Source organism: Paenibacillus sp. EKM10P (assembly GCF_011800655.1).
GTDB lineage: Bacteria > Bacillota > Bacilli > Paenibacillales > Paenibacillaceae > Paenibacillus > Paenibacillus polymyxa.
Genome location: NZ_JAALET010000002.1, coordinates 289,484 through 308,227 on the forward strand (window position 1 = coordinate 289,484; position 18,744 = coordinate 308,227).

Here is an 18,744-nt window from a genome sequence, read left to right on the forward strand (position 1 = left end):
AAAGAACATTTTACGGGCGTATACAATTAAAAATTCCTTTCCGCACTACTGTAAGTAGGGCGCAGGGGATAACATGCGTGTACAATTATCAGGGATAGCCGAGCTTGCATTTCCTACCACTCCACCATTTGACTCCGTTATTTCTTTTTCCATTGTTAGAGGCGATGTCGATTCGCTCGTTGCTTACGCCCTTTACTCCGTGAGTGTCTCCGAAGTAAACCCAAACGCTGTACAAGTTGTCACCATCAATGCATCCGATTACAATATCCCTCTACCACCATCCAATGAATTGGTATATACCTTATATATATTTTGCACAGCAGATGCTACCCGAATAGGAATGGAAAGCTTTAATGCTGTTGCTTATTCAGATTAAAATACTACCGTAACATGGAGGGCAAAGCCCTCTTATTTTTGTTTCATCTGCTCTTGGGGACAATGCTTTCTATCTGTCGTTCATTTTTGGTATAATTTACTTAAAGGGGGTGATCAAATGGGGATCATGCTTATTCTTATTGCTATTATTTTTTTCTCGCTTGGTATTTTAAGTAAACAGAATCCCACTTGGGGATGGCGTGCAAACGAAGCCTGGAAGATCAAAGGTGACTCAGAACCAAGCGATGCTTACATTGATGACATGAAATTTAGGGGCTCTGTATCTATTCTCTTTGGGTTCTTCTTCTTAGCATGTGGACTTTTGGTTATCTTACTGTAAGCGCACTTCCTTAAACTTCAGAGCTCGACCAGCGAATTTAGTAGCAGTTCCATAACTGGCTTCATAGATTTCACACTTTTCTTTTTTTGTTTCTAAACACTTCTTTGCGCCCTGCTGGCGTTTGTATTCTTCCCAGTCTACTTCGTATTGTGGGAGACTACTACGTAGTCCAAGAAAATGATGCATTACCCACAAAACAAAAAATCCCTCAACGCTTAGAGCGCCAAGGGATTCCACATTTTAGTAAAGCGTCAGATATTGATCACGTTCCCATTGATGTACTTGGGTGCGATACATATCCCATTCAATTTCCTTGAGCTCATAGAAGTAAGCCAGAGCATGATCACCCAGTGCATCAGAGATAACCTCGCTCCGAATAAGCTCAGACAAAGCTTCTTTCAGGTCTGCAGGCAGACTTGGAATGCCTTCTTCAATTCGCTCTTCCTCGGACATCACGTAGATGTTGCGATCAATTGGGGCTGGCAGAGCCATCTGACGTTTGATACCATCCAAACCTGCTCTCAGCATTACGGCCAGGGCTAGATAAGGATTCGCTGCCGGGTCAGGGTTCCGAACTTCGACGCGAGTGCTCAGGCCACGAGATGCGGGGATCCGAATCATCGGACTCCGATTGCTTGCAGACCAAGCGACATAACAAGGCGCTTCATAACCTGGTACGAGACGTTTGTAGGAATTTACTGTTGGATTCGTGATCGCTGCCATTGCACGGGCATGTTTAAGAATGCCTGCCATATAGTGGCGAGCTGTCTGGCTTAATCCGAGTTCATCCGTCTCATCATAAAATACGTTTTCATTGTCCTTAAACAACGATTGGTTGCAGTGCATACCGGAACCATTCACGCCGAACAAAGGTTTTGGCATAAAGGTTGCATGCAAACCATGTTGACGAGCAATTGTCTTAACAACGAGCTTGAACGTTTGAATCTGATCGGCAGCTTTTACTGCATCTGCATATTTAAAGTCAATCTCATGCTGACCAGGTGCAACCTCATGGTGGGATGCTTCAATTTCGAAGCCCATTTCTTCAAGCTTAAGAACAATTTCACGACGGCAGTTCTCACCCAGATCCATTGGAGCCAGGTCAAAATATCCACCTTGGTCATTCAGTTCTGTGGTCGGGTCGCCTTTTTCATCGGTTTTGAACAAGAAGAATTCAGGTTCTGGTCCGACATTCATCGAAGTGTAGCCCAGTTCTTCGGCTTCTTTAAGTACACGTTTCAAGATTCCCCGCGGGTCACCTGCAAATGGAGAGCCGTCTGGCTTGTAAATATCGCAGATCAAACGAGCTACACGATCTGAGGTTACCCAAGGAAATACAACCCAAGTATCCAAATCCGGATATAAGTACATGTCAGATTCTTCGATGCGTACGTAGCCTTCTATCGAAGAACCGTCAAACATCATTTTGTTATCTAACGCTTTTTCCAGCTGGCTAACCGGAATTTCAACGTTCTTAATGGTACCCAGCAAATCTGTGAACTGCAAACGAATAAAACGAACATTTTCTTCTTCCGCAATCCTAATGATATCTTCTCTGGTATAACTCACACTAACCTCTCCCTTTCTGTAACGACTATATGCAAATCGGCTGTATCATAAATGACATAAAAGACTTAAATGATGAGACCGTTTTTTAAGTAAAATAACCTTATGCCAAAAGGTAAGTCCAAGCATTATCTTTTGTTGAAAAATCGTGATAATTCGCCTTGGATCAAAGATACCTGTCCTGGTCTTTTGCCTGCAACAAGTTGTTGTTTCAACAAACGATGAAGCTGAGTATCGGACATTTCACGGCGTTTGACTTCCGTATCTGCAGTAATAACTGTAGCTTCCTCCGATTCCTTGGTAACCGGATTCATGACTTGTTTAATTCCTGCAATGTTAACACCCTTTTCGATCAACGCCTTAATTTCAAGCAGACGCTCTACGTCATTGAATGAAAAAAGACGTTGGTTACCTGATGTACGGGCAGGAACTATCAAATTATGCTGCTCATAATAACGAATCTGACGTGCTGACAAGTCCGTTAGCTTCATGACAATACCTATTGGAAATAAGGCCATATTTCTGCGAATTTCGTCGCCCATTTGTCATCAACCTTCCAGTGATCTATTATTCACCTTATTGTACATTTAGCTGATGCAAAGTGTCAATGATATGTTAGAAAAACTCACAATAATTTACGTTCTTTCATCGTTTGCAGAGCCATAAGTACTCCATATTTGACATGAGAGTAGGTTAAGCCCCCTTGCATGTAACCAATATAAGGCTCCCGAATCGGAGCATCTGCGGATAGTTCCAAGCTTCCACCTTGTATAAACGTACCTGCGGCCATAATAACCGGATGCTCATAACCCGGCATATCCCACGGCTCTGGCACCACATGGCTATCCACGGCGGCTGCGCGCTGAATGCCCTGTACAAAAGCAATTAGATGTTCTGGTCCGCTAAAAGAAATGGCCTGAATCAAATCCGTACGCTCTTCATACCAATCAGGTTTGGTCTCAAACCCCATTTCTTCAAAGACTGCAGCAGCGAATATGCTTCCTTTAACCGCTTGCCCCACCAATGTAGGAGCAAGGAATAGCCCCTGGTATATGCCCCGTGTAGTGCCTAGCATGGCTCCTACTTCTCCACCAATACCAGGTGCTGTTAATCGGTAGGATGCCAGCTCTACATATTGATGTTTACCGCAGATATATCCACCCGTTTCTGCAATACCTCCACCAGGATTTTTAATCAACGAACCTGCCATCAAATCGACACCGACCTGGGTAGGTTCCAGCTTCTCAGTAAATTCCCCGTAGCAATTGTCCACAAAGACAATAACATCAGGCTTTATCTTCTTCACTCGTGCCGTCATTTCTTCAATATCTGCCACACTAAAGGAAGCTCTCCAATCATAGCCGCGTGAGCGCTGGATACCGATCACTTTGGTGTTCGCATGGATTGCGGACTCCACCGCTTTCCAGTCCACCTTACCTTCTGCTGTCAGCGCTGTCTCTCCATAAGTAACACCAAAGTCCTGCAATGATCCTGTTCCATCGCCAGGCTTACCAATCACTTTGTGTAAGGTATCATAAGGTCGCCCTGTAATGTATAACAACTCATCCCCTGGACGCAGCACACCAAATAAAGCCGTAGCGATGGTATGCGTTCCCGAGGCAAAATGCGGACGCACCAACGCTGCCTCCGCACCGAACACATCTGCATAGACCTCTTCCAGCACTTCACGCCCCCGGTCATTGTAAGCATATCCCGTTGAACCTGCAAAATGAAAATCGCTCACTTGCTTGCGCTGGAAGGCCTGAATGACCTTCCACTGATTTGCATCCACAATATGATCTATGTGCTGGATACGTTCTTGTATTTTAAGTTCTACTAATTCCTGAATTTGCTGAATTTCCGGACTAAAAACTACCATTTACCTTCTTGACCCTCTCTCTTTCGCAGCCTTAGGCTAATCATGTTATATTGCTATTCAATTCGAACGATGAGCATTATCATCTTATGGACCCAAAAACATCATTAGATGTTAACTTTCTGTGAACTCACTAAGCGAATGACCATACTTTTCGTATTCTCCTCTTTGAATTTCTACCTCATAAATGACATCATTGCCATCATACTCTGTCAGCAGTACATCTCCAATTCGATAAAGCACCGATGTTAAATCCCCACGTTCCGCAGGAATACGAAATCTCAGTGTGTCACCGCTCAGATGCTCCTGAACCAGTTCGCGAATGCGTAGCAAATCTGCTTCATCAAAAGCACTGATTTTCAAATAGCCTTCCCCAGAAGGGAGCATTTCCAATTGCTCAGGGGTGCAAGCATCTTTTTTGTTAAACAATACGATCTGAGGCTTGTCCGCAGCCCCAAGCTGTTGCAGGATTGACTCTACAACTTTCATTTGTTCGTCACGCATGTCTGAGGAGGCGTCCACGACATGTAAAATGAGATGAGCCTCATTGGCCTCCTCCAAAGTGGCTCGGAAAGAGGCAACCAAATCATGAGGCAGATTTTGAATAAATCCTACTGTATCTGTGAGAATAACTTCTTTGCCACTCGGCAGTTCCATTGTTCTAGAGGTAGGATCAAGCGTCGCAAATAGTTGGTTCTCAATATATACATCGGCAGCTGTCAGTTGCTTCAACAGTGTTGATTTGCCGGCATTTGTATAGCCAACGAGTGCCACCTGGACGATGCCGGCCTTTTGTCTACGCTCCCTGTGTAAATACCGATGACGCGTCACTTCCTCAAGTTGGCGTTTCAGATCACTGATTCGGTCACGAATGTGACGACGGTCCGTCTCTAGCTTGCTTTCACCAGGACCACGTGTTCCGATTCCGCCACCGAGCCGCGAAAGATTTTTACCGTGTCCAGACAGTCGAGGGAGTAAGTATGACAACTGCGCCAGTTCAACCTGGATAATACCTTCCCGTGTCTTTGCACGCTGAGCAAAAATATCCAGAATTAACTGTGTCCGGTCAATTATTTTGAGATCCAGGCTCTCTTCAAGATTTCGTACTTGAGCTCCCGAGAGCTCCTGATCAAAAATAGCTGTATTCGCTCCCAATTCTTCAGCAACTGCACGCAATTCATCTACTTTTCCTTTGCCAATAAACCATTTTGAGTCCTTGGATTCCCTATTTTGTGTGAGGACGCTCAGCACTTCAACTCCCGCTGTTTCAGCCAGCTTCACCAGTTCTTCCAACGAATATTCCGTATTGATACCAGATCGTTTGACTTCATCCGTAATTAGACTGACCAGAACCGCCTTATCCTGCATTTCGGTTTGTGTATCATGAGTGGAGTTCGCCATATTGTTTGCTCCTTTATTTTCATGTCAACTCTCGAACAGAAACCGACCTGATGTCAGGCCGGCCCTCGTTCGATGTCATACAATTCGATATGATTCAGATTCCTATTATCGCCTATCTTTTGTCCATTTTCAAATCCTCTGGTCGCAACGTCATCAATTCCTGCTTGCCGGGTTGCCCACTCCTGTACTGATTAAGCAGCCTGACGGCTTGGTGCCGAATCGCTTTTTCAATCACATTACGAACATAACGTGCATTACTAAATGCATGGAGACTGTCATTCCGCTCATTTAGCAAATGCTCCTTCATTTTGAGTATAGACTGAGGCATGAGAATATAATCCCGTTCCTTAGCCATCATCTCCGAAATTTGAATGAGTTGATCCACAGTGTAGTCAGGAAAATCCAGTTGGATTGGAAAACGAGAAGGAAGACCAGGATTGGTCCGTAAAAAAAAGTCCATTTCTCCCGAATACCCTGCGAGGATCAAAATAAATTGATTTTTTTGGTCTTCCATGGCCTTGGCGACTGTTTACATTTATATGTTTATTATCGGATTCTTTCTCGGCGTTATCAATAAATCCTAGGTGTAAATAAACATTTATTTTATTATCCTCATTGAGCATAACTTTTTTCACAAATAATCGCGTCACTTTTCTTTTTGTTTCTATATCTATATGATCGTTATCAAGCAAATATTTAAAAGATCTTAGCGATTTTTGTACTAATTCAATGTGATTTTTCTTATTAAGCACTGTCGATAAACTTTGTTCTATTGTATGCAATTCCTCTTTTATATCTTTTATCTGTTTATCTACGGCTGACACTTTATCTTCTAAGTCCTTCATTGTTTTAATTATTCCAGCAGCATACATCTCAGTATAACGTTCACGAGATGTTTCTGTTTCCTTTAGAGACTTTTCCAATTTGTTTTTCTGTTTAAGTAATTCATCAGAATTTGAGTTTTCTGACTGTTGTTTAATTATGCGCTCAAAAAATTCTGTTGGTTCAGATATTATTTTTTTAACATACTCCCAAATAATCTTATCTACATAGTCCACTCTCCAATTGCGTCCTTTGCAAATTGGATTAGATTCTCCAGTTCCTACTTTATAAGACTTCTTTGTTTTATGTTGACAAACGTAATACTTCAGCAATCCATTTTTAGTTTTCGTAGTCACACCCGACGATACTGCTGCCCCACATCTACCACAACGACAAATTCCCTGTAACAGATAATCTTCTGTGGGTCTTCCGGGTTTATTCTTATTTAGTTCATCAAGTCTCTTTTGAATTCTATGGTATATCTCCATTGTAATATAAGCAGGTACAGATATATGCCTCCATTCTTCTCTCGGTTGTGGAACTTGTTTTTTCGTGCCATCAGGATTTGTTATTACTTTAGATTTTCCGAAGTAAAAATTACCTGTGTAAGTTTCATTTTTAAATATTCTACTTATTGTAACCTGATACCACCTATCTTTTTTAGGGGCTGGCACGTTTCGTAAAGACAACTCTTCGGCAATCCTAGAGCAACTATAATCTTTATGTAGGAGCATATCTACCATTTTCAGATATATTTCTTTTTCAACAGGGTTTTCAACTAGTGTGTCTAGTTCCGTATCATAAGTATATCCATAAATTCTATTTAATCCGGGTATTTTTCCACTCTTCACTTTGGTAATTCTTCCACGCTTAGTATCTGCTAATATCTTTGCTTTGTTGTATTCGGCAATAGAACCTTGAATATTGAAGTTTAACATTGATTCTGGACTCGATTTGTCAAAATCAAACTCGACAAACCAGAAATCTTTACCAAGACCCCATATACGATTAGACAGTTGTGTTTGCAAATGAAGAAAACGACTCATTCTGTTGGGATGTAGAAAAATAACGTGATCACCAATCCCATACTCCAACAAGAATAAAACATAGTTGATCATTGGGCGATTAGGGTTATCACCTGATTCCCCATCTTCTATTAGAACAACTACCTCTTCTTCTTTAATCCCCTTTTGTTTGGCTAAATCCATGCATCTTTCAATCTGTGACTCGATTGAATAATTATCAACTTGTCCGTCAGTAGATACACGAGCGTAAATAAGGGCCTTGATCTTAGCGACCAAGGCTTCAAGCTCAGCTTTACTAAATTTTTCTGAACCTGTTAGAGTCCTGAGCATTAAGTTCCTCCAAATAGTTTTTTTATTTATTTTCATATATTCATTATATATCTTTTGGTACTAAATGAGAATACTTTTTCATGGTACTTTCCAACCAAATTAAAAATTCATTATTTATTTCTTCAATCGATTTGGCTTCTTCTTTATCAGCAATATGTATTGCAACCTCAAAAATATTTATGTTACTTCTTTTCAATTTGTTCCCTCCTTTCTATTTGTGTTGAAAGAAGGCGCAATAAATAGTTATCTACACTTCTATAAAATACTACTTTTACTCACTCATTAACCTTCGCCCGCTTGTATTTGAAGCAGTTTCCCTCAATAATTTCATCTTGAACGTATCCCTCGGTTGCAGCTTTTAAAATGGAACAATTGCGTTTATATCTACTGCATGTTTTACAGTTTTCTAAAAACTCTATGTATGTTTCCTCGTTATCAAATATTCCTATATACTCAACGGGGGAAAACGTAAGCTCAATTCTAGGATTCTTTTTGTCATAAAGGATACGTTGTGTTCTGGTTAATACTCTACTGTCATTATCGTAAACAATCTTTTCTAATGCATCATTATTGAGTTTATAAATGTTATTATCGTCTCGCCCTTTACGATTAAAGTAAATAATCGAATCCATATATAAATAATGATTCATTGTATATTCGTAATCCCACATCTGATTGCTAACTTGGTCTTTGGCTGCTTCTATTATTTTTTCTTTAACTTTTTCTCCCTCCTTGCTGAGTATTCTTTTTCCTGAAGGAACTCTAGTTTTACTTTTCGGATTCCAAACATATTGATTTATGTATAGATCGTTAATGGAGACTGGTAAGGGGAGTTTTAATGTTAATTTCATAAAAAACTCTCCATCGTTCTAATTCTACTATTTATATAATCAGTTTCTAGTTTTACTAATTCATCATATTTTTCATCAACTATAAATCCCAACTTTTTGTAAATTTTTAGTCGATTCAAAGTATGTGTCTTCAACTCTTTAATCAATTCAATGTTATGTCCAACTAAATTCAAATTACCATTCCTCTCCTGCAATAATTCTTTTTGCTCCATTTGCTTTCTTTAGGCATTCATAGTCATCGTGAACAGTCAAACCATCAAACAAGATCAATATTTCATCTCCAACTAAGATATCTTCATTACATCCTGCACAAGTTGAAAACCTATTCACCTCCTTATCTTGTGTATCAGGAAATCTATACTTCTGATATGGAGTTTCAAATCTGTCGAGATTATTGTTCATTATTGCTTTCCTCTAGAAGCTTGTTCAGTACGATAGATACAATCTCTTTATACTCTTTCTCGCTAAGCTTTCGATTCAAAATACTTTCAATCTTATGTTTGCTCATCTTGTCCATTAAGTCATTCTCCTTTAGCTTTTTCGCTCTGTAATTACTTTAACTGTGCCATCTTCTCTGATTTCATCAATAAATATAGTGGTATGTTTAACTCTAGAATCTTTATAGTTGTAAGGTCTAAACTGTGAACCTCTACGATATCCAAACAGGATCAACTTATTACCACGCGTAAACCATGATTTTTCAATAATTTCTTTAGTCCCATCTGGTTTTGGTTTTGATATTTGTTTATTGTAATGTGCAAAAGCACCATCATAATATTTTGCAGTAACTACACCTGTTGTTGTAAGAATCGTTACTGTATTTTTATTTTTGTTTTTATCTAATACAGTCCCAGCAATAAAATCCAATTTGAATTTAGGTCTGGTTGATCCATTTCTATATTGAATTATTTCAACAACTACTGGTTCTTCAGGTAATTCAAAAAAGTTAACAATTCCATATTTGAATGTGTCAATTTTTTGGAGTTCATGTTCTGTATAGTAAAATGATAAAGAGTCCATCTCCCACTTACTCAATGTTCCAGATGCTAAACTGTCCCACTCATTCTGATATAACTTCGAGTTTAAAAGAGACAGAGTAGTATCCTCAGTTAACCAACTCTTTATTCCTTCCATCTTTTTATCGTATTCTTTTTTGAATGTTCGTTCTGCTATAATTGGGAAATTATTATGATAGTCTTTTATAGCTTCTCCTGAAAAGTGCTCATAATAAAAAGGAGTGGAAATTTTATCGAGCAAGTAAAGCTTCTCTTTACCTTCTTTTCCATAGACATTTTTGGTAACGTACTTTCTAAAATTGAACAGTCTCTTATATTGGGACATATCTTCAGGAATCAGATTGTTTTCACTGAGAGCATTAAAGTTCTGCATAGTAACTTTTTGTTTAGGTGTAAAAATTTTATGTATAAATTGCTTCATAATCTCTAAACGATTACCAAAGGATTCAAAGCAACCTGCCTTTATCAACTGAATTATTTGGGACTTTTTAATGATTGAGGTATTAAACATTCTTTCAATAAAATCATCAAATGATTTATAAGGTCTGTGTTTAATGATGTTCTGAACTACATCGTCACCGATTCCATTGATACCTTTTAGACCAAAAACAATTTGATTAAGCTCTGTATCGGGAAAAAATCCATAATCGGCTTTGCTTATATCAGGAAGACCGATTTTTACGCCACGGCTTTGCATGTTCCCTATTGCAGAAGCAATTTTCCCATAGTTTGTGGATTGTGTTTTAGTATCTTCATCTTCATCGTGAATAGAAGCAGAGTTTACAGTTAAACAAGCTGTTCTCCAATAGATAGGGTCGTAAATATTATTCAAGTTAGCTTCCTGTAACGCGATAATTGAATAAGCCAAGGTATGCAACACAGAGAATGAATATCCTAACTGTCTAACTATTTGTTTATTCCAGACATAATCTAGGATCTCTTTTCTATTGTTTAACTCCAAGCCTTTCTTATAAAATTTATTCTTTATGTCTTCGATTTCATTTGCTTTTTTCTTTGCAATAATTTTCCTGAGCTTATTTGCTTCTTGGATTGTAAATCCTGCCACTTTTTTGTCCATTGAAAGAAGCATTATAGACTCTTGTGTGTCTGCCACTCCATTCAATGCAAGCAAATGCTTCTTCATAGTCTCTATTTCTTCTTCATTTAAAAAATTCTCGTGCAATTCCGTGTACCATTCATTAATATCCTTTTTAAATCTGATAAAGCTGTCAATTGGTGTTTCGCTGTTATGGTCACCCATGAGACGCATAAGTGAGTTTGCAGCAGCTAGTTCGATTAGATTAGATGGTTTAGTTCTTTTTACGGTTTGTATTCCTATTTCTGTGGAAAACTGAAAAAGATCAGTTATACTATCCGAACCAATTAGGTCATATATTTCTTGACTCTTTATGTCGATAATATTGGGATGCAAATACTTGTTATAAGTTTTGCGAATTGATCCTTGCCATTCCATTAGATTTTCTTTGATCAAAAAATCTAATGCTACACGGATCTTATCCAAACCCTCAATTGTCAACAAGTCAAATTTCATATTTGATACGGCTTCACAGTCTTCTAGGCTAAGTTGCGTTACATGAGTACCATTGGGGGCAGTCATCATAGCATTGGTTTTATAATATTCTTCATTGAAAACTATTACACCACTAGCATGGATACTTCTTTTATTTACTAATCCCTCAATTTTCATTGCCACATTGAGCCAATTATCAAATTTATTTATTTCTGCAACAAATTCTTTAACTGGCTTACGTTCTTTTTCTTCATTTCCATTAACACAATCTGATAACGTCCAACTGCTGCCTCTTTCGAAAGGAATTAGTCCAGATACATACATAGCCGTATCATTATCGATCCCTAATCCTCTAGCTGCTGTTTGTACAGCAGATTTTGATGCTTCTGTACCAAATGTGCAAACCTGTAGAACTTGGTTTTCACCAAAGTACTTCTTTAGTTGTTTGAAGATCTGATTCCGTTTTGCTGCTTCAGTATCGATATCAATATCTGGGAATTCGGGTCTCTCTGCTGTCAAGTGTCTCCAATGCGGCATTTCGATACCATACTCTAAAGGATTGACTTGAGTAATTCCCAAGAGGAAGCAAATTAAGTACCCAGCAGAAGAGCCACGGGATGGGCCAACCAAACTATTCCCACACTCGTCATCCCAAATAACATTTACAATTTCTCGAACTGTAATGTAGTAACTTGCTACTGATTGATTCATTTTCTCAGATATCTTCCATAGTTCGCCCAATTCAGTGTTGATCCTAGCGGCTACTTCATGCAATTTTTCTTTCGAGTAGGTGTTGTATGGAAGATACTCTCTAAATCCATCTTCTATTAATTTTACTATGTATCTATCTTGGCTATTATTCGAGTGAGCCATTTTATCTATATATTCATACTGAGAATAAATTGAACGAAATAATCCACTAATTTCGAAGTTTGGAAGATCGATTTTAGGGATAATCGTTGGTTTTAAAATAGTATAATCTTTAATCTTGTTACCGACTTCTATTGTATTGTTTAATGCTTTCATTATCACATCGTGACTTAGGTAACTTAAGCGATCATTTATCTCTTCGTGATTTTGTACAAAGGTTGCCTCATAAAATGAATCAACTTCCCGTTCTCCTTCTTTTGCATTTAGGAAAGCTTTATGTACAATACGATCTTCTGGACGAAGATAATGACTATCTGTTGTTACTATGTATTTAAGATCAAATTTATCAGCCAATAAAAGCAATTGCTTGTTGCAATAAATCTGTTCCTCACTGTAGGCAGGTTGCAACTCTAAATAAAAATCTTCTTTTCCGAATACTTCGATACACCAATTTGTAAAATCACATACTTTTTTATAGCTCTTTTTTGCTTCTTCTCTATTGTTATTTTCTAAATGTGACTTCATCTCCAAAAGGTATATGCAATGAGGTGAACCTAAACATGCAGACGAAGCAATCAAATGTCCCGGATTTTCCTTTATAACTGATCGTAAAAAGAAGCGTTCTGTTGGTGTTCTTAACATTGGGCCTGTGAAAAATGAATCAGTCCAAGCCTTTGAACTCATATAGCGAAGCTGTTCATGACCAATTTCATCTTTGGCTAATAACAAAAAATGCGGGAATTTAGTAACTCCAGATTTATAGTTATCTCTTACTTCTGCAAGGCTTTCCACCAAATAAATTTCATTGCCTAATATTAGCTTAAATTCTTTATGTATCTTGCCTTCTTGCTTCAGTTTTTCTGTTGCCTGAATTGCTTTAACATGAGCTGAGATGGATTCATGATCTGTTATAGCAACTCCCTTATGTCCCATATCATAAGCTGTTTGTATTAGGTCTTCCACTCGATTTGTTGTATCTCTAAGCCTTAAGTTTGAACCCCTATCGACATGATTATGGAGTAAAATCGAATTGCACTTTTCACACAAATTAATCAACACACTCCTTCAAACTACGTTTTCTTTCTATAAAATATTGATTTAATCTAATATGAATACTTTGCACCTCTCACCCCCTTAAATATTTATGAGGCTTCATAAAGAACAATCGATGGATTTCTAGCTAAGTTAATTAAGTATGATTGTTCTTTATGGACAAATACAATTCAATTTATGGCAATATGATAGATTCTCTTTTATTCATTTCAACATTTGAATTTGATATATCTCGTGGCAAAATATCCATTAAATTTTGCTTAGAAATCTTCACACGTCTACTCATTATTCTGACAGCTTGGTGTCGAATCGCTTTTTCAATCACATTACGAACATAACGTGCATTACTAAAATTACTTCTTGAGTCTTTCTCAATCTGAATTATTTCTCTAAGCTTTATAAGTGCATCAGAGGTAATGTTGTAGTCTTTTTCATATGCCATCTTTACTGCAATTAACATTAGCTCATCTGTTGTGTAATCCTGAAAATCTATTTGTATTGGAAACCGGGATGGAAGACCTGTATTTGTTCTAAGAAACATCTCCATCTCATCTGGATATCCAGCGAGGATAATTATTAAATCATCGCTTCTATCCTCCATGACTTTTACAAGACAGTCTATAGCTTCTTTCCCAAAATCCTTTTCCCCTCCCCTAGCCAAACTGTAGGCTTCATCAATAAAAAGAATACCTCCCATAGCCTTCTTAACAAGATCTCGTGTTTTTTGTGCAGTGTGACCAATGTATTCTCCAACTAAGTCTGCTCGTTCCACTTCAATTAGATGACCTTTACTAAGGATACCCATTCTGTTTAGCAATTTAGAAGCTATTCTTGCCACTGTCGTCTTCCCTGTACCGGGATTCCCTTTGAATATCATATGGTATACCTGATTACTACTTTTAAGACCTTCTTCACTTCTAAGTTTTTGCACCTGTATCAATGCATAAATTTCGTACACAAGTTCTTTTACCTTTTCAAGTCCAATCATATCATCCAAATCTTTAAATATGTCTGCTGCGGATTCGTAATGATTACTGGTTAATGGAATTTCTTCGTTTTGTTCAGATATTGCTTCATAAGCCTCCTGACTTTTAAAAACAACATTGATTCTTGATTCATTAACAGTAATCCTTCTGGAGTTTTCATCCACAGTAATCACCTCTCGTTGTGACAGTATATGCCTTATATGGTCTACAACATGCTGATATGTTTTATCAAATGATTAATGCCATTAACATAACACTTATTCACTAGGTGCTTCTGATATTCAACGGTAGCTTCTCTTATTTTATGTATCTGTAGGCCGTAGCCTACTCAATCCCAATGAAATCAGGATTTTACGTAGATTATTGATTCATAAAACCCTTATAAACATTAAGTTTTCTTTTTCATGTTTTACTATAATTGCTTATATCTATTTGATAGCTCGATAAACCACTCTTTGTCGTTCATGTCGATTGCCATATCGATTAAAGTCATGGTGCAATCTTTATCTAAAGAAAGTTCTTCGTTTGTCACTGTAGCCACTAAAACAGTGTGTTTATTGTAACTATCTCTTGTTAAGACTTCTTCAATCTCATTTATGTATGCTGCAACATTTACTTCTCCACCTAACTCTAATTTAATCATTCCCTCAATTTCTTTCAAAGTAAGTCTTCTCTTATAGATTTCCTCATTATATTTAAAAGATACAATCTTTCCACTAAAATTAATTTTTCTCGAATAAAAATCATATTTACTAGCCATTACATCAACATCAATTTCAATCTTAGGCTCGCTTCTAAAATTGCCATAATGCTTCTTAAGTGATTTCCTTAAAATTTGAAAAATATCATCTTGATTTAAAAATTTCATATGTATTATTGATCATCAAAAATGATCATCCTCCGATTGATAATATTCTGTTGTACTATTTATTTGCCACTGCCATAGCTTGCTTATGTATTTTGCATATTCTTCATCTGAAATTTGTTTAGAATCTTTCTTGTTATTCATGATTTCCATGTAGTTTTGAATCAATTTGTACCTCCGATTCAAGCCGAATTATTTAACATAGGTTATTTTTAATATATAAGGGTGAACGTCTCTAATCTTCCACCCTTGTGATTCCATCAGTTTTTGGTGATTAATGCCTTCTTCTTCTGTTTCATACGTATAAACAACTTCTTCGCGTTCAATCTTCATCGTTACATCTCCTTTACTCATTTTACAAGTTACCTTTTATTTATTAATCAATGTTAGATGTTCTGCCGCAAACCAAAACAATACTTTATCTTTCATCTTCTCATCCATTTTGTCTATGGTACTCCAAACTCTATCAACATAAACGTTGGGAAACCCATCTTCGTCCTTGTAAGAACATAATTTAAACTCATCAATATAGTACTGCGTTTCATTTTTATAATTCTCAATATCAAAAGCCATATGTTCCATCTCCTCGTAAAATGCATCTTTTACTTACATAGTGCTTCAATTGACTTAATTAATTCTTGCTTATCAATACCAACCACTCTGTCTCCCAACCTTATCTCCACTTCCGAAGAATCACTGTAAGATTCAAAATCAATTGTTTCTGATGAATATGAGTTATAGCTGTCAGTTAGTAAATCGAGTACTATTTTCATATGCTACCTCTTTCATAATTTTAGTTATATTTAAATTTTTGTTTAACCGTTTCAGTTGCTCAATTACATCACACATATACCAATAAAGGTCACTAATCTCTTCAGATTTGTATCCATCAAGAAAAATCCAGTAACTATCATGTTCGTTTGATACCTCGACTGCTCTAGTATGATATACCTTCTTCCACTCGTGCCTACCTTTCAGACCACCGTTTTGTTCTATGTATCTCAATAGTTCTGCATTAAACATTTCGTATAACTCAATGCCTTGCTGAATAGTTTCAAACCCCATGTAACCCTCAACTGAAATGTTGTACTGATCTTTATCTGAATACCATACCTTACCTTTCCAGACTTCAAAGTCTCCATCATGCATAATGATCAATGTTTTGGGATTCATTTTCTTCATTGTTTCATCGAATTTTCCCTGATTATATGCATTGTTATAATAATCAAGCCTAATCTGTTCCATCTCTTTGGAATAAAATATCTCTTCAAGTTTTTTCTTGTTCATGTAGGCACTCCTTATCTAAGATTATGGATATACTTTAAAAAGACTCCATCAATCAGTCCCAGCACAAACCAGCCAAGTTGATTCCAAGTAAAGTTTCTCTTTAGGTTTTTATAAATTCCTACGTGTACCATTTGTGCCATCATAAACAAAAATCCAATCCAAAATATAATCACAGTCCCATCTCCAATCGTCCATTACAATCTCTCAAAATTCCAATAGACCCTATTCGTCAGTTGATCAACAGCTACATTTATTTGATGTCTATTTGTCGTAAAAAGACCATACGAATTGCATACAACTGTGAATTTCACTAAAGGAATCTTTTTTGTGTAGCTATCGCTTCTTTCTATTAACACTTCGGTTAGTGTAGCACCCACTTGAATTCTTTTGTATTTAGGGAAAGCTTGTTTAATTAGTTTTTTCGTGTATCTGTATAATTCTTTGTCCATTAAATTTGATCATCTCCTCTATGTAAAATATGAGTTTTACTTCAATTTTCGATAGTCTAAATAATCTAAAACAACACTTAATAAACAAACTCCAGAGAATCCAAACCAAAACCAAGGGGTTGTAGTTTGGGGATAAATCAGACCATAAATTGCACCTACTAGACAGCAAGCAGTCAATATAGTTAATAAGTTAATAGTGAAGGTTAAAAGTTGTTTTCTGTTCAGATTAAACCACTTCCCAATTAGTATAGATTGGTTTCAGTCGTTTTATTGTTCTTTGAAAAGCTTGATGCGCTGCCTGACGCGACACACCAAGTTCAACTCCAATTTCCGATATGCTTTTCCCTTCAAAAAAGTACTTGTCAGCAACAGCTCTTTCCTTCTTCGCCAACAATGCATCCATTTGTTCAACTAAATGTGTATTGAACATTTCATCCTCGACTGTCAGATAATCTAGGTGACTGTCATTTGAAATAACTTCAGCAAGTAGCTTTTCTTCGTCTGTTCCTTTTGATTTATGGAGTGTTTCATTGAAGCTAATACTGTAGTACTTGCTTCGACATTTCATGCTTTTATATCTGGAATGTGCCATAAATTCTTTCCATACCACTTTTCCAAGATATGAAGTAAATTTAATATTTTTGCTTATGTCATATGTATCGTAAGCCTTCATTAGTGCTACCATTCCCATTCCCACTAGATCATCAAACTCTTCTGGAACTCCACGTTTAAACCAGCGGTCAGCTAGGCTTTTAACAAAAGGAATATTATTATTTATAATCTTATCCCTGATGTCTTTATTGTTTGTTAGTTTTGCCTCTTTAATCATCTCTTCATTGTTCAAGCTAGGATCTCTTTTATAATTTAAAGTCTTGTTAATCATGTATTTCGCCTCTATGTATAATGAAATTTTTTGCATTTTCTTTCGCTAAAATCATTTTGTACTGCACAAATAGCAATTGTACTAACTAAAGTGAAACGCGTTCTCATAAGAGCATATCTGTCTATAAAAATTAACAATGTACTCATATATAGAGCGCAAAATTGTCTGAAAAATCAAGGTGTAGGAGTCACAAAATAGAGGAGTGGTTACACCTTGATCATTTTTACTCATTTATTAAATTTCTGTCGCAAAAAATGCATTTCTATCTACGTAAATGTAATCTTTCCAAATCGTTTTATGGATTCTGTATGGGAATCAAAAGAAGTTCTATTTGATGTATTGCTTGAAATTGTTCTCGAATTAACCCATTAATAAGTTCGCTGCTCCTTATAGACTCCTGAGGAGCAGCGAGTTCTATAAAACAAGTGTTTCATCAAGAGTATGTATTAACTAAATGTCGGTTCGGGTTCTGCTTTTACTTCAACACTATCTGATTCAGATTCCGTATCAATGTTCAATTTAATATGATTCTGATTTAAATTCATTAACAATACTTCAAAGTCGTTTAGGTGTCTAAGCGATTGTAAATTCATGATTCCGTGTCGTTCAATATCCCACCCCTTATCTTTGCTTTCTTTCCATCGATACAGTCTAATGGATTGGTTCATTTCCTCATCTTGCTCACATTCAAAGATTAAATTTGCATACTCGTATATACTCCAACTTCTAGTATCATCACTTTCCAGCTCCAGACTGACTTCTGCATATTCGTAACTAACACCATCGTCATAATTAACCTCTAGTTTACTTGTGTCGATATTCTCAGCAACAAAATCCATCCACTGTTCATAAAGCCTTGAGACATTCATTTGCTTATCTACATTGTCAGTTGTCATGATACTTTTAAAATTCTGAAGTAGCTGTTTATTCTCAAGTGCTGAATTTTGAAGAACGTCAACCAAGACACTATCTAGCTTTGTTATGTATTGTGAATAATCATAATTCTCAAGATGAGGAACCATAACCGACTTCACTTTCTCCTCAATAATTTTGGTGACATCTCCGTAGGATCTGAACAAGTTTTCAAGAGCGTTAACCACTCCCTTCTCTAGTTGCTGTTCAATAAGTTTTTCAACTGTTCCATCCTCAAGTTTTTTAGAAATTACATCCTTAATACTATTTTCTAGTGTCATTATTAATTACTCCTTTTATCTTTTA

The 18,744-nt window shown here is 36.8% G+C and carries 20 protein-coding genes and 2 pseudogenes; 2 read left to right on the forward strand and 20 right to left on the reverse strand.

Features of this window, described 5'->3' with window-relative positions:
• Nucleotides 1-73: 73 nt before the first annotated feature.
• Both HFE01_RS06335 and HFE01_RS06340 read left to right on the forward strand, forming a co-directional pair.
• Nucleotides 74-376 carry a hypothetical protein gene (locus HFE01_RS06335; RefSeq protein WP_243208150.1) on the forward strand — a complete coding sequence of 101 codons (303 nt, stop codon included), beginning with the start codon at nucleotides 74-76 and terminating at the stop codon, nucleotides 374-376.
• A 117-nt stretch (nucleotides 377-493) separates the two neighbouring features.
• A complete protein-coding gene (locus HFE01_RS06340; protein ID WP_107733481.1) occupies nucleotides 494-715 on the forward strand; it encodes a DUF6199 family natural product biosynthesis protein in 222 nt (73 codons plus the stop codon).
• Here HFE01_RS06340 and HFE01_RS27040 read toward each other — a convergent pair.
• From HFE01_RS27040 to HFE01_RS06430, 20 genes and pseudogenes are all read right to left on the reverse strand, one after another.
• Nucleotides 707-952 carry a hypothetical protein gene (locus HFE01_RS27040; protein ID WP_207714764.1) on the reverse strand — a complete coding sequence of 82 codons (246 nt, stop codon included), beginning with the start codon at nucleotides 950-952 and terminating at the stop codon, nucleotides 707-709. The two genes, HFE01_RS06340 and HFE01_RS27040, sit on opposite strands and share 9 nt — an antisense overlap.
• A gap of 3 nt (nucleotides 953-955) precedes the next feature.
• On the reverse strand, nucleotides 956-2,284 hold the full coding sequence (gene glnA / locus HFE01_RS06345) for a type I glutamate--ammonia ligase (RefSeq protein WP_016822091.1): 1,329 nt from the start codon (nucleotides 2,282-2,284) through the stop codon (nucleotides 956-958).
• A 125-nt stretch (nucleotides 2,285-2,409) separates the two neighbouring features.
• Nucleotides 2,410-2,823 (reverse strand): MerR family transcriptional regulator, encoded by a 414-nt coding sequence (locus HFE01_RS06350; RefSeq protein WP_007430683.1) that lies wholly within the window; start codon nucleotides 2,821-2,823, stop codon nucleotides 2,410-2,412.
• An 83-nt stretch (nucleotides 2,824-2,906) separates the two neighbouring features.
• Complete coding sequence (locus HFE01_RS06355) at nucleotides 2,907-4,160, reverse strand: methionine gamma-lyase family protein (protein WP_117289579.1); 1,254 nt, start codon at nucleotides 4,158-4,160, stop codon at nucleotides 2,907-2,909.
• Nucleotides 4,161-4,271: 111 nt separating this feature from the next.
• A complete protein-coding gene (gene hflX / locus HFE01_RS06360) occupies nucleotides 4,272-5,558 on the reverse strand; it encodes a GTPase HflX (protein ID WP_167438152.1) in 1,287 nt (428 codons plus the stop codon).
• Between the two features lie 112 nt (nucleotides 5,559-5,670).
• Nucleotides 5,671-6,087, reverse strand: a pseudogene (locus HFE01_RS26945) (AAA family ATPase); the annotation flags it as partial.
• A gap of 502 nt (nucleotides 6,088-6,589) precedes the next feature.
• A pseudogene (locus HFE01_RS27250) lies at nucleotides 6,590-7,771 on the reverse strand (recombinase family protein); the annotation flags it as partial.
• Nucleotides 7,772-7,778: 7 nt separating this feature from the next.
• Nucleotides 7,779-7,931, reverse strand: coding sequence for a hypothetical protein (locus tag HFE01_RS06380; protein WP_167438151.1), 153 nt, complete (start codon nucleotides 7,929-7,931; stop codon nucleotides 7,779-7,781).
• 79 nt (nucleotides 7,932-8,010) lie between these two features.
• The gene (locus HFE01_RS06385) at nucleotides 8,011-8,586 is read right to left on the reverse strand and encodes a RusA family crossover junction endodeoxyribonuclease (protein WP_167438150.1); all 576 of its coding nucleotides are present in this window, start codon (nucleotides 8,584-8,586) and stop codon (nucleotides 8,011-8,013) included.
• 174 nt (nucleotides 8,587-8,760) lie between these two features.
• Nucleotides 8,761-8,988 carry a hypothetical protein gene (locus HFE01_RS06390; protein WP_167438148.1) on the reverse strand — a complete coding sequence of 76 codons (228 nt, stop codon included), beginning with the start codon at nucleotides 8,986-8,988 and terminating at the stop codon, nucleotides 8,761-8,763.
• Nucleotides 8,978-9,103: a hypothetical protein gene (locus HFE01_RS27565; protein ID WP_260403047.1), complete on the reverse strand. Its 126-nt coding sequence runs from the start codon at nucleotides 9,101-9,103 to the stop codon at nucleotides 8,978-8,980. The genes HFE01_RS06390 and HFE01_RS27565 overlap by 11 nt, the downstream gene beginning before the upstream one ends.
• Before the next feature lie 14 nt (nucleotides 9,104-9,117).
• Nucleotides 9,118-13,062 (reverse strand): PHP domain-containing protein, encoded by a 3,945-nt coding sequence (locus HFE01_RS06395; protein ID WP_243208151.1) that lies wholly within the window; start codon nucleotides 13,060-13,062, stop codon nucleotides 9,118-9,120.
• A gap of 169 nt (nucleotides 13,063-13,231) precedes the next feature.
• Nucleotides 13,232-14,206 (reverse strand): AAA family ATPase, encoded by a 975-nt coding sequence (locus HFE01_RS06400; RefSeq protein WP_167438147.1) that lies wholly within the window; start codon nucleotides 14,204-14,206, stop codon nucleotides 13,232-13,234.
• A gap of 248 nt (nucleotides 14,207-14,454) precedes the next feature.
• On the reverse strand, nucleotides 14,455-14,910 hold the full coding sequence (locus HFE01_RS06405; RefSeq protein ID WP_167438146.1) for an IDEAL domain-containing protein: 456 nt from the start codon (nucleotides 14,908-14,910) through the stop codon (nucleotides 14,455-14,457).
• Between the two features lie 15 nt (nucleotides 14,911-14,925).
• Nucleotides 14,926-15,060: a hypothetical protein gene (locus HFE01_RS27570; protein WP_279288080.1), complete on the reverse strand. Its 135-nt coding sequence runs from the start codon at nucleotides 15,058-15,060 to the stop codon at nucleotides 14,926-14,928.
• A gap of 39 nt (nucleotides 15,061-15,099) precedes the next feature.
• Complete coding sequence (locus HFE01_RS06410) at nucleotides 15,100-15,240, reverse strand: hypothetical protein (RefSeq protein ID WP_167438145.1); 141 nt, start codon at nucleotides 15,238-15,240, stop codon at nucleotides 15,100-15,102.
• 36 nt (nucleotides 15,241-15,276) lie between these two features.
• Entirely contained in the window at nucleotides 15,277-15,480 is a 204-nt protein-coding gene (locus tag HFE01_RS06415) for a hypothetical protein (RefSeq protein ID WP_167438144.1), read from the reverse strand.
• A gap of 171 nt (nucleotides 15,481-15,651) precedes the next feature.
• On the reverse strand, nucleotides 15,652-16,194 hold the full coding sequence (locus HFE01_RS06420) for a hypothetical protein (protein WP_167438143.1): 543 nt from the start codon (nucleotides 16,192-16,194) through the stop codon (nucleotides 15,652-15,654).
• A 675-nt stretch (nucleotides 16,195-16,869) separates the two neighbouring features.
• Entirely contained in the window at nucleotides 16,870-17,526 is a 657-nt protein-coding gene (locus HFE01_RS06425; RefSeq protein WP_167438142.1) for a sigma-70 family RNA polymerase sigma factor, read from the reverse strand.
• Between the two features lie 446 nt (nucleotides 17,527-17,972).
• Nucleotides 17,973-18,719: a hypothetical protein gene (locus tag HFE01_RS06430; protein WP_167438141.1), complete on the reverse strand. Its 747-nt coding sequence runs from the start codon at nucleotides 18,717-18,719 to the stop codon at nucleotides 17,973-17,975.
• Nucleotides 18,720-18,744 lie beyond the last annotated feature (25 nt).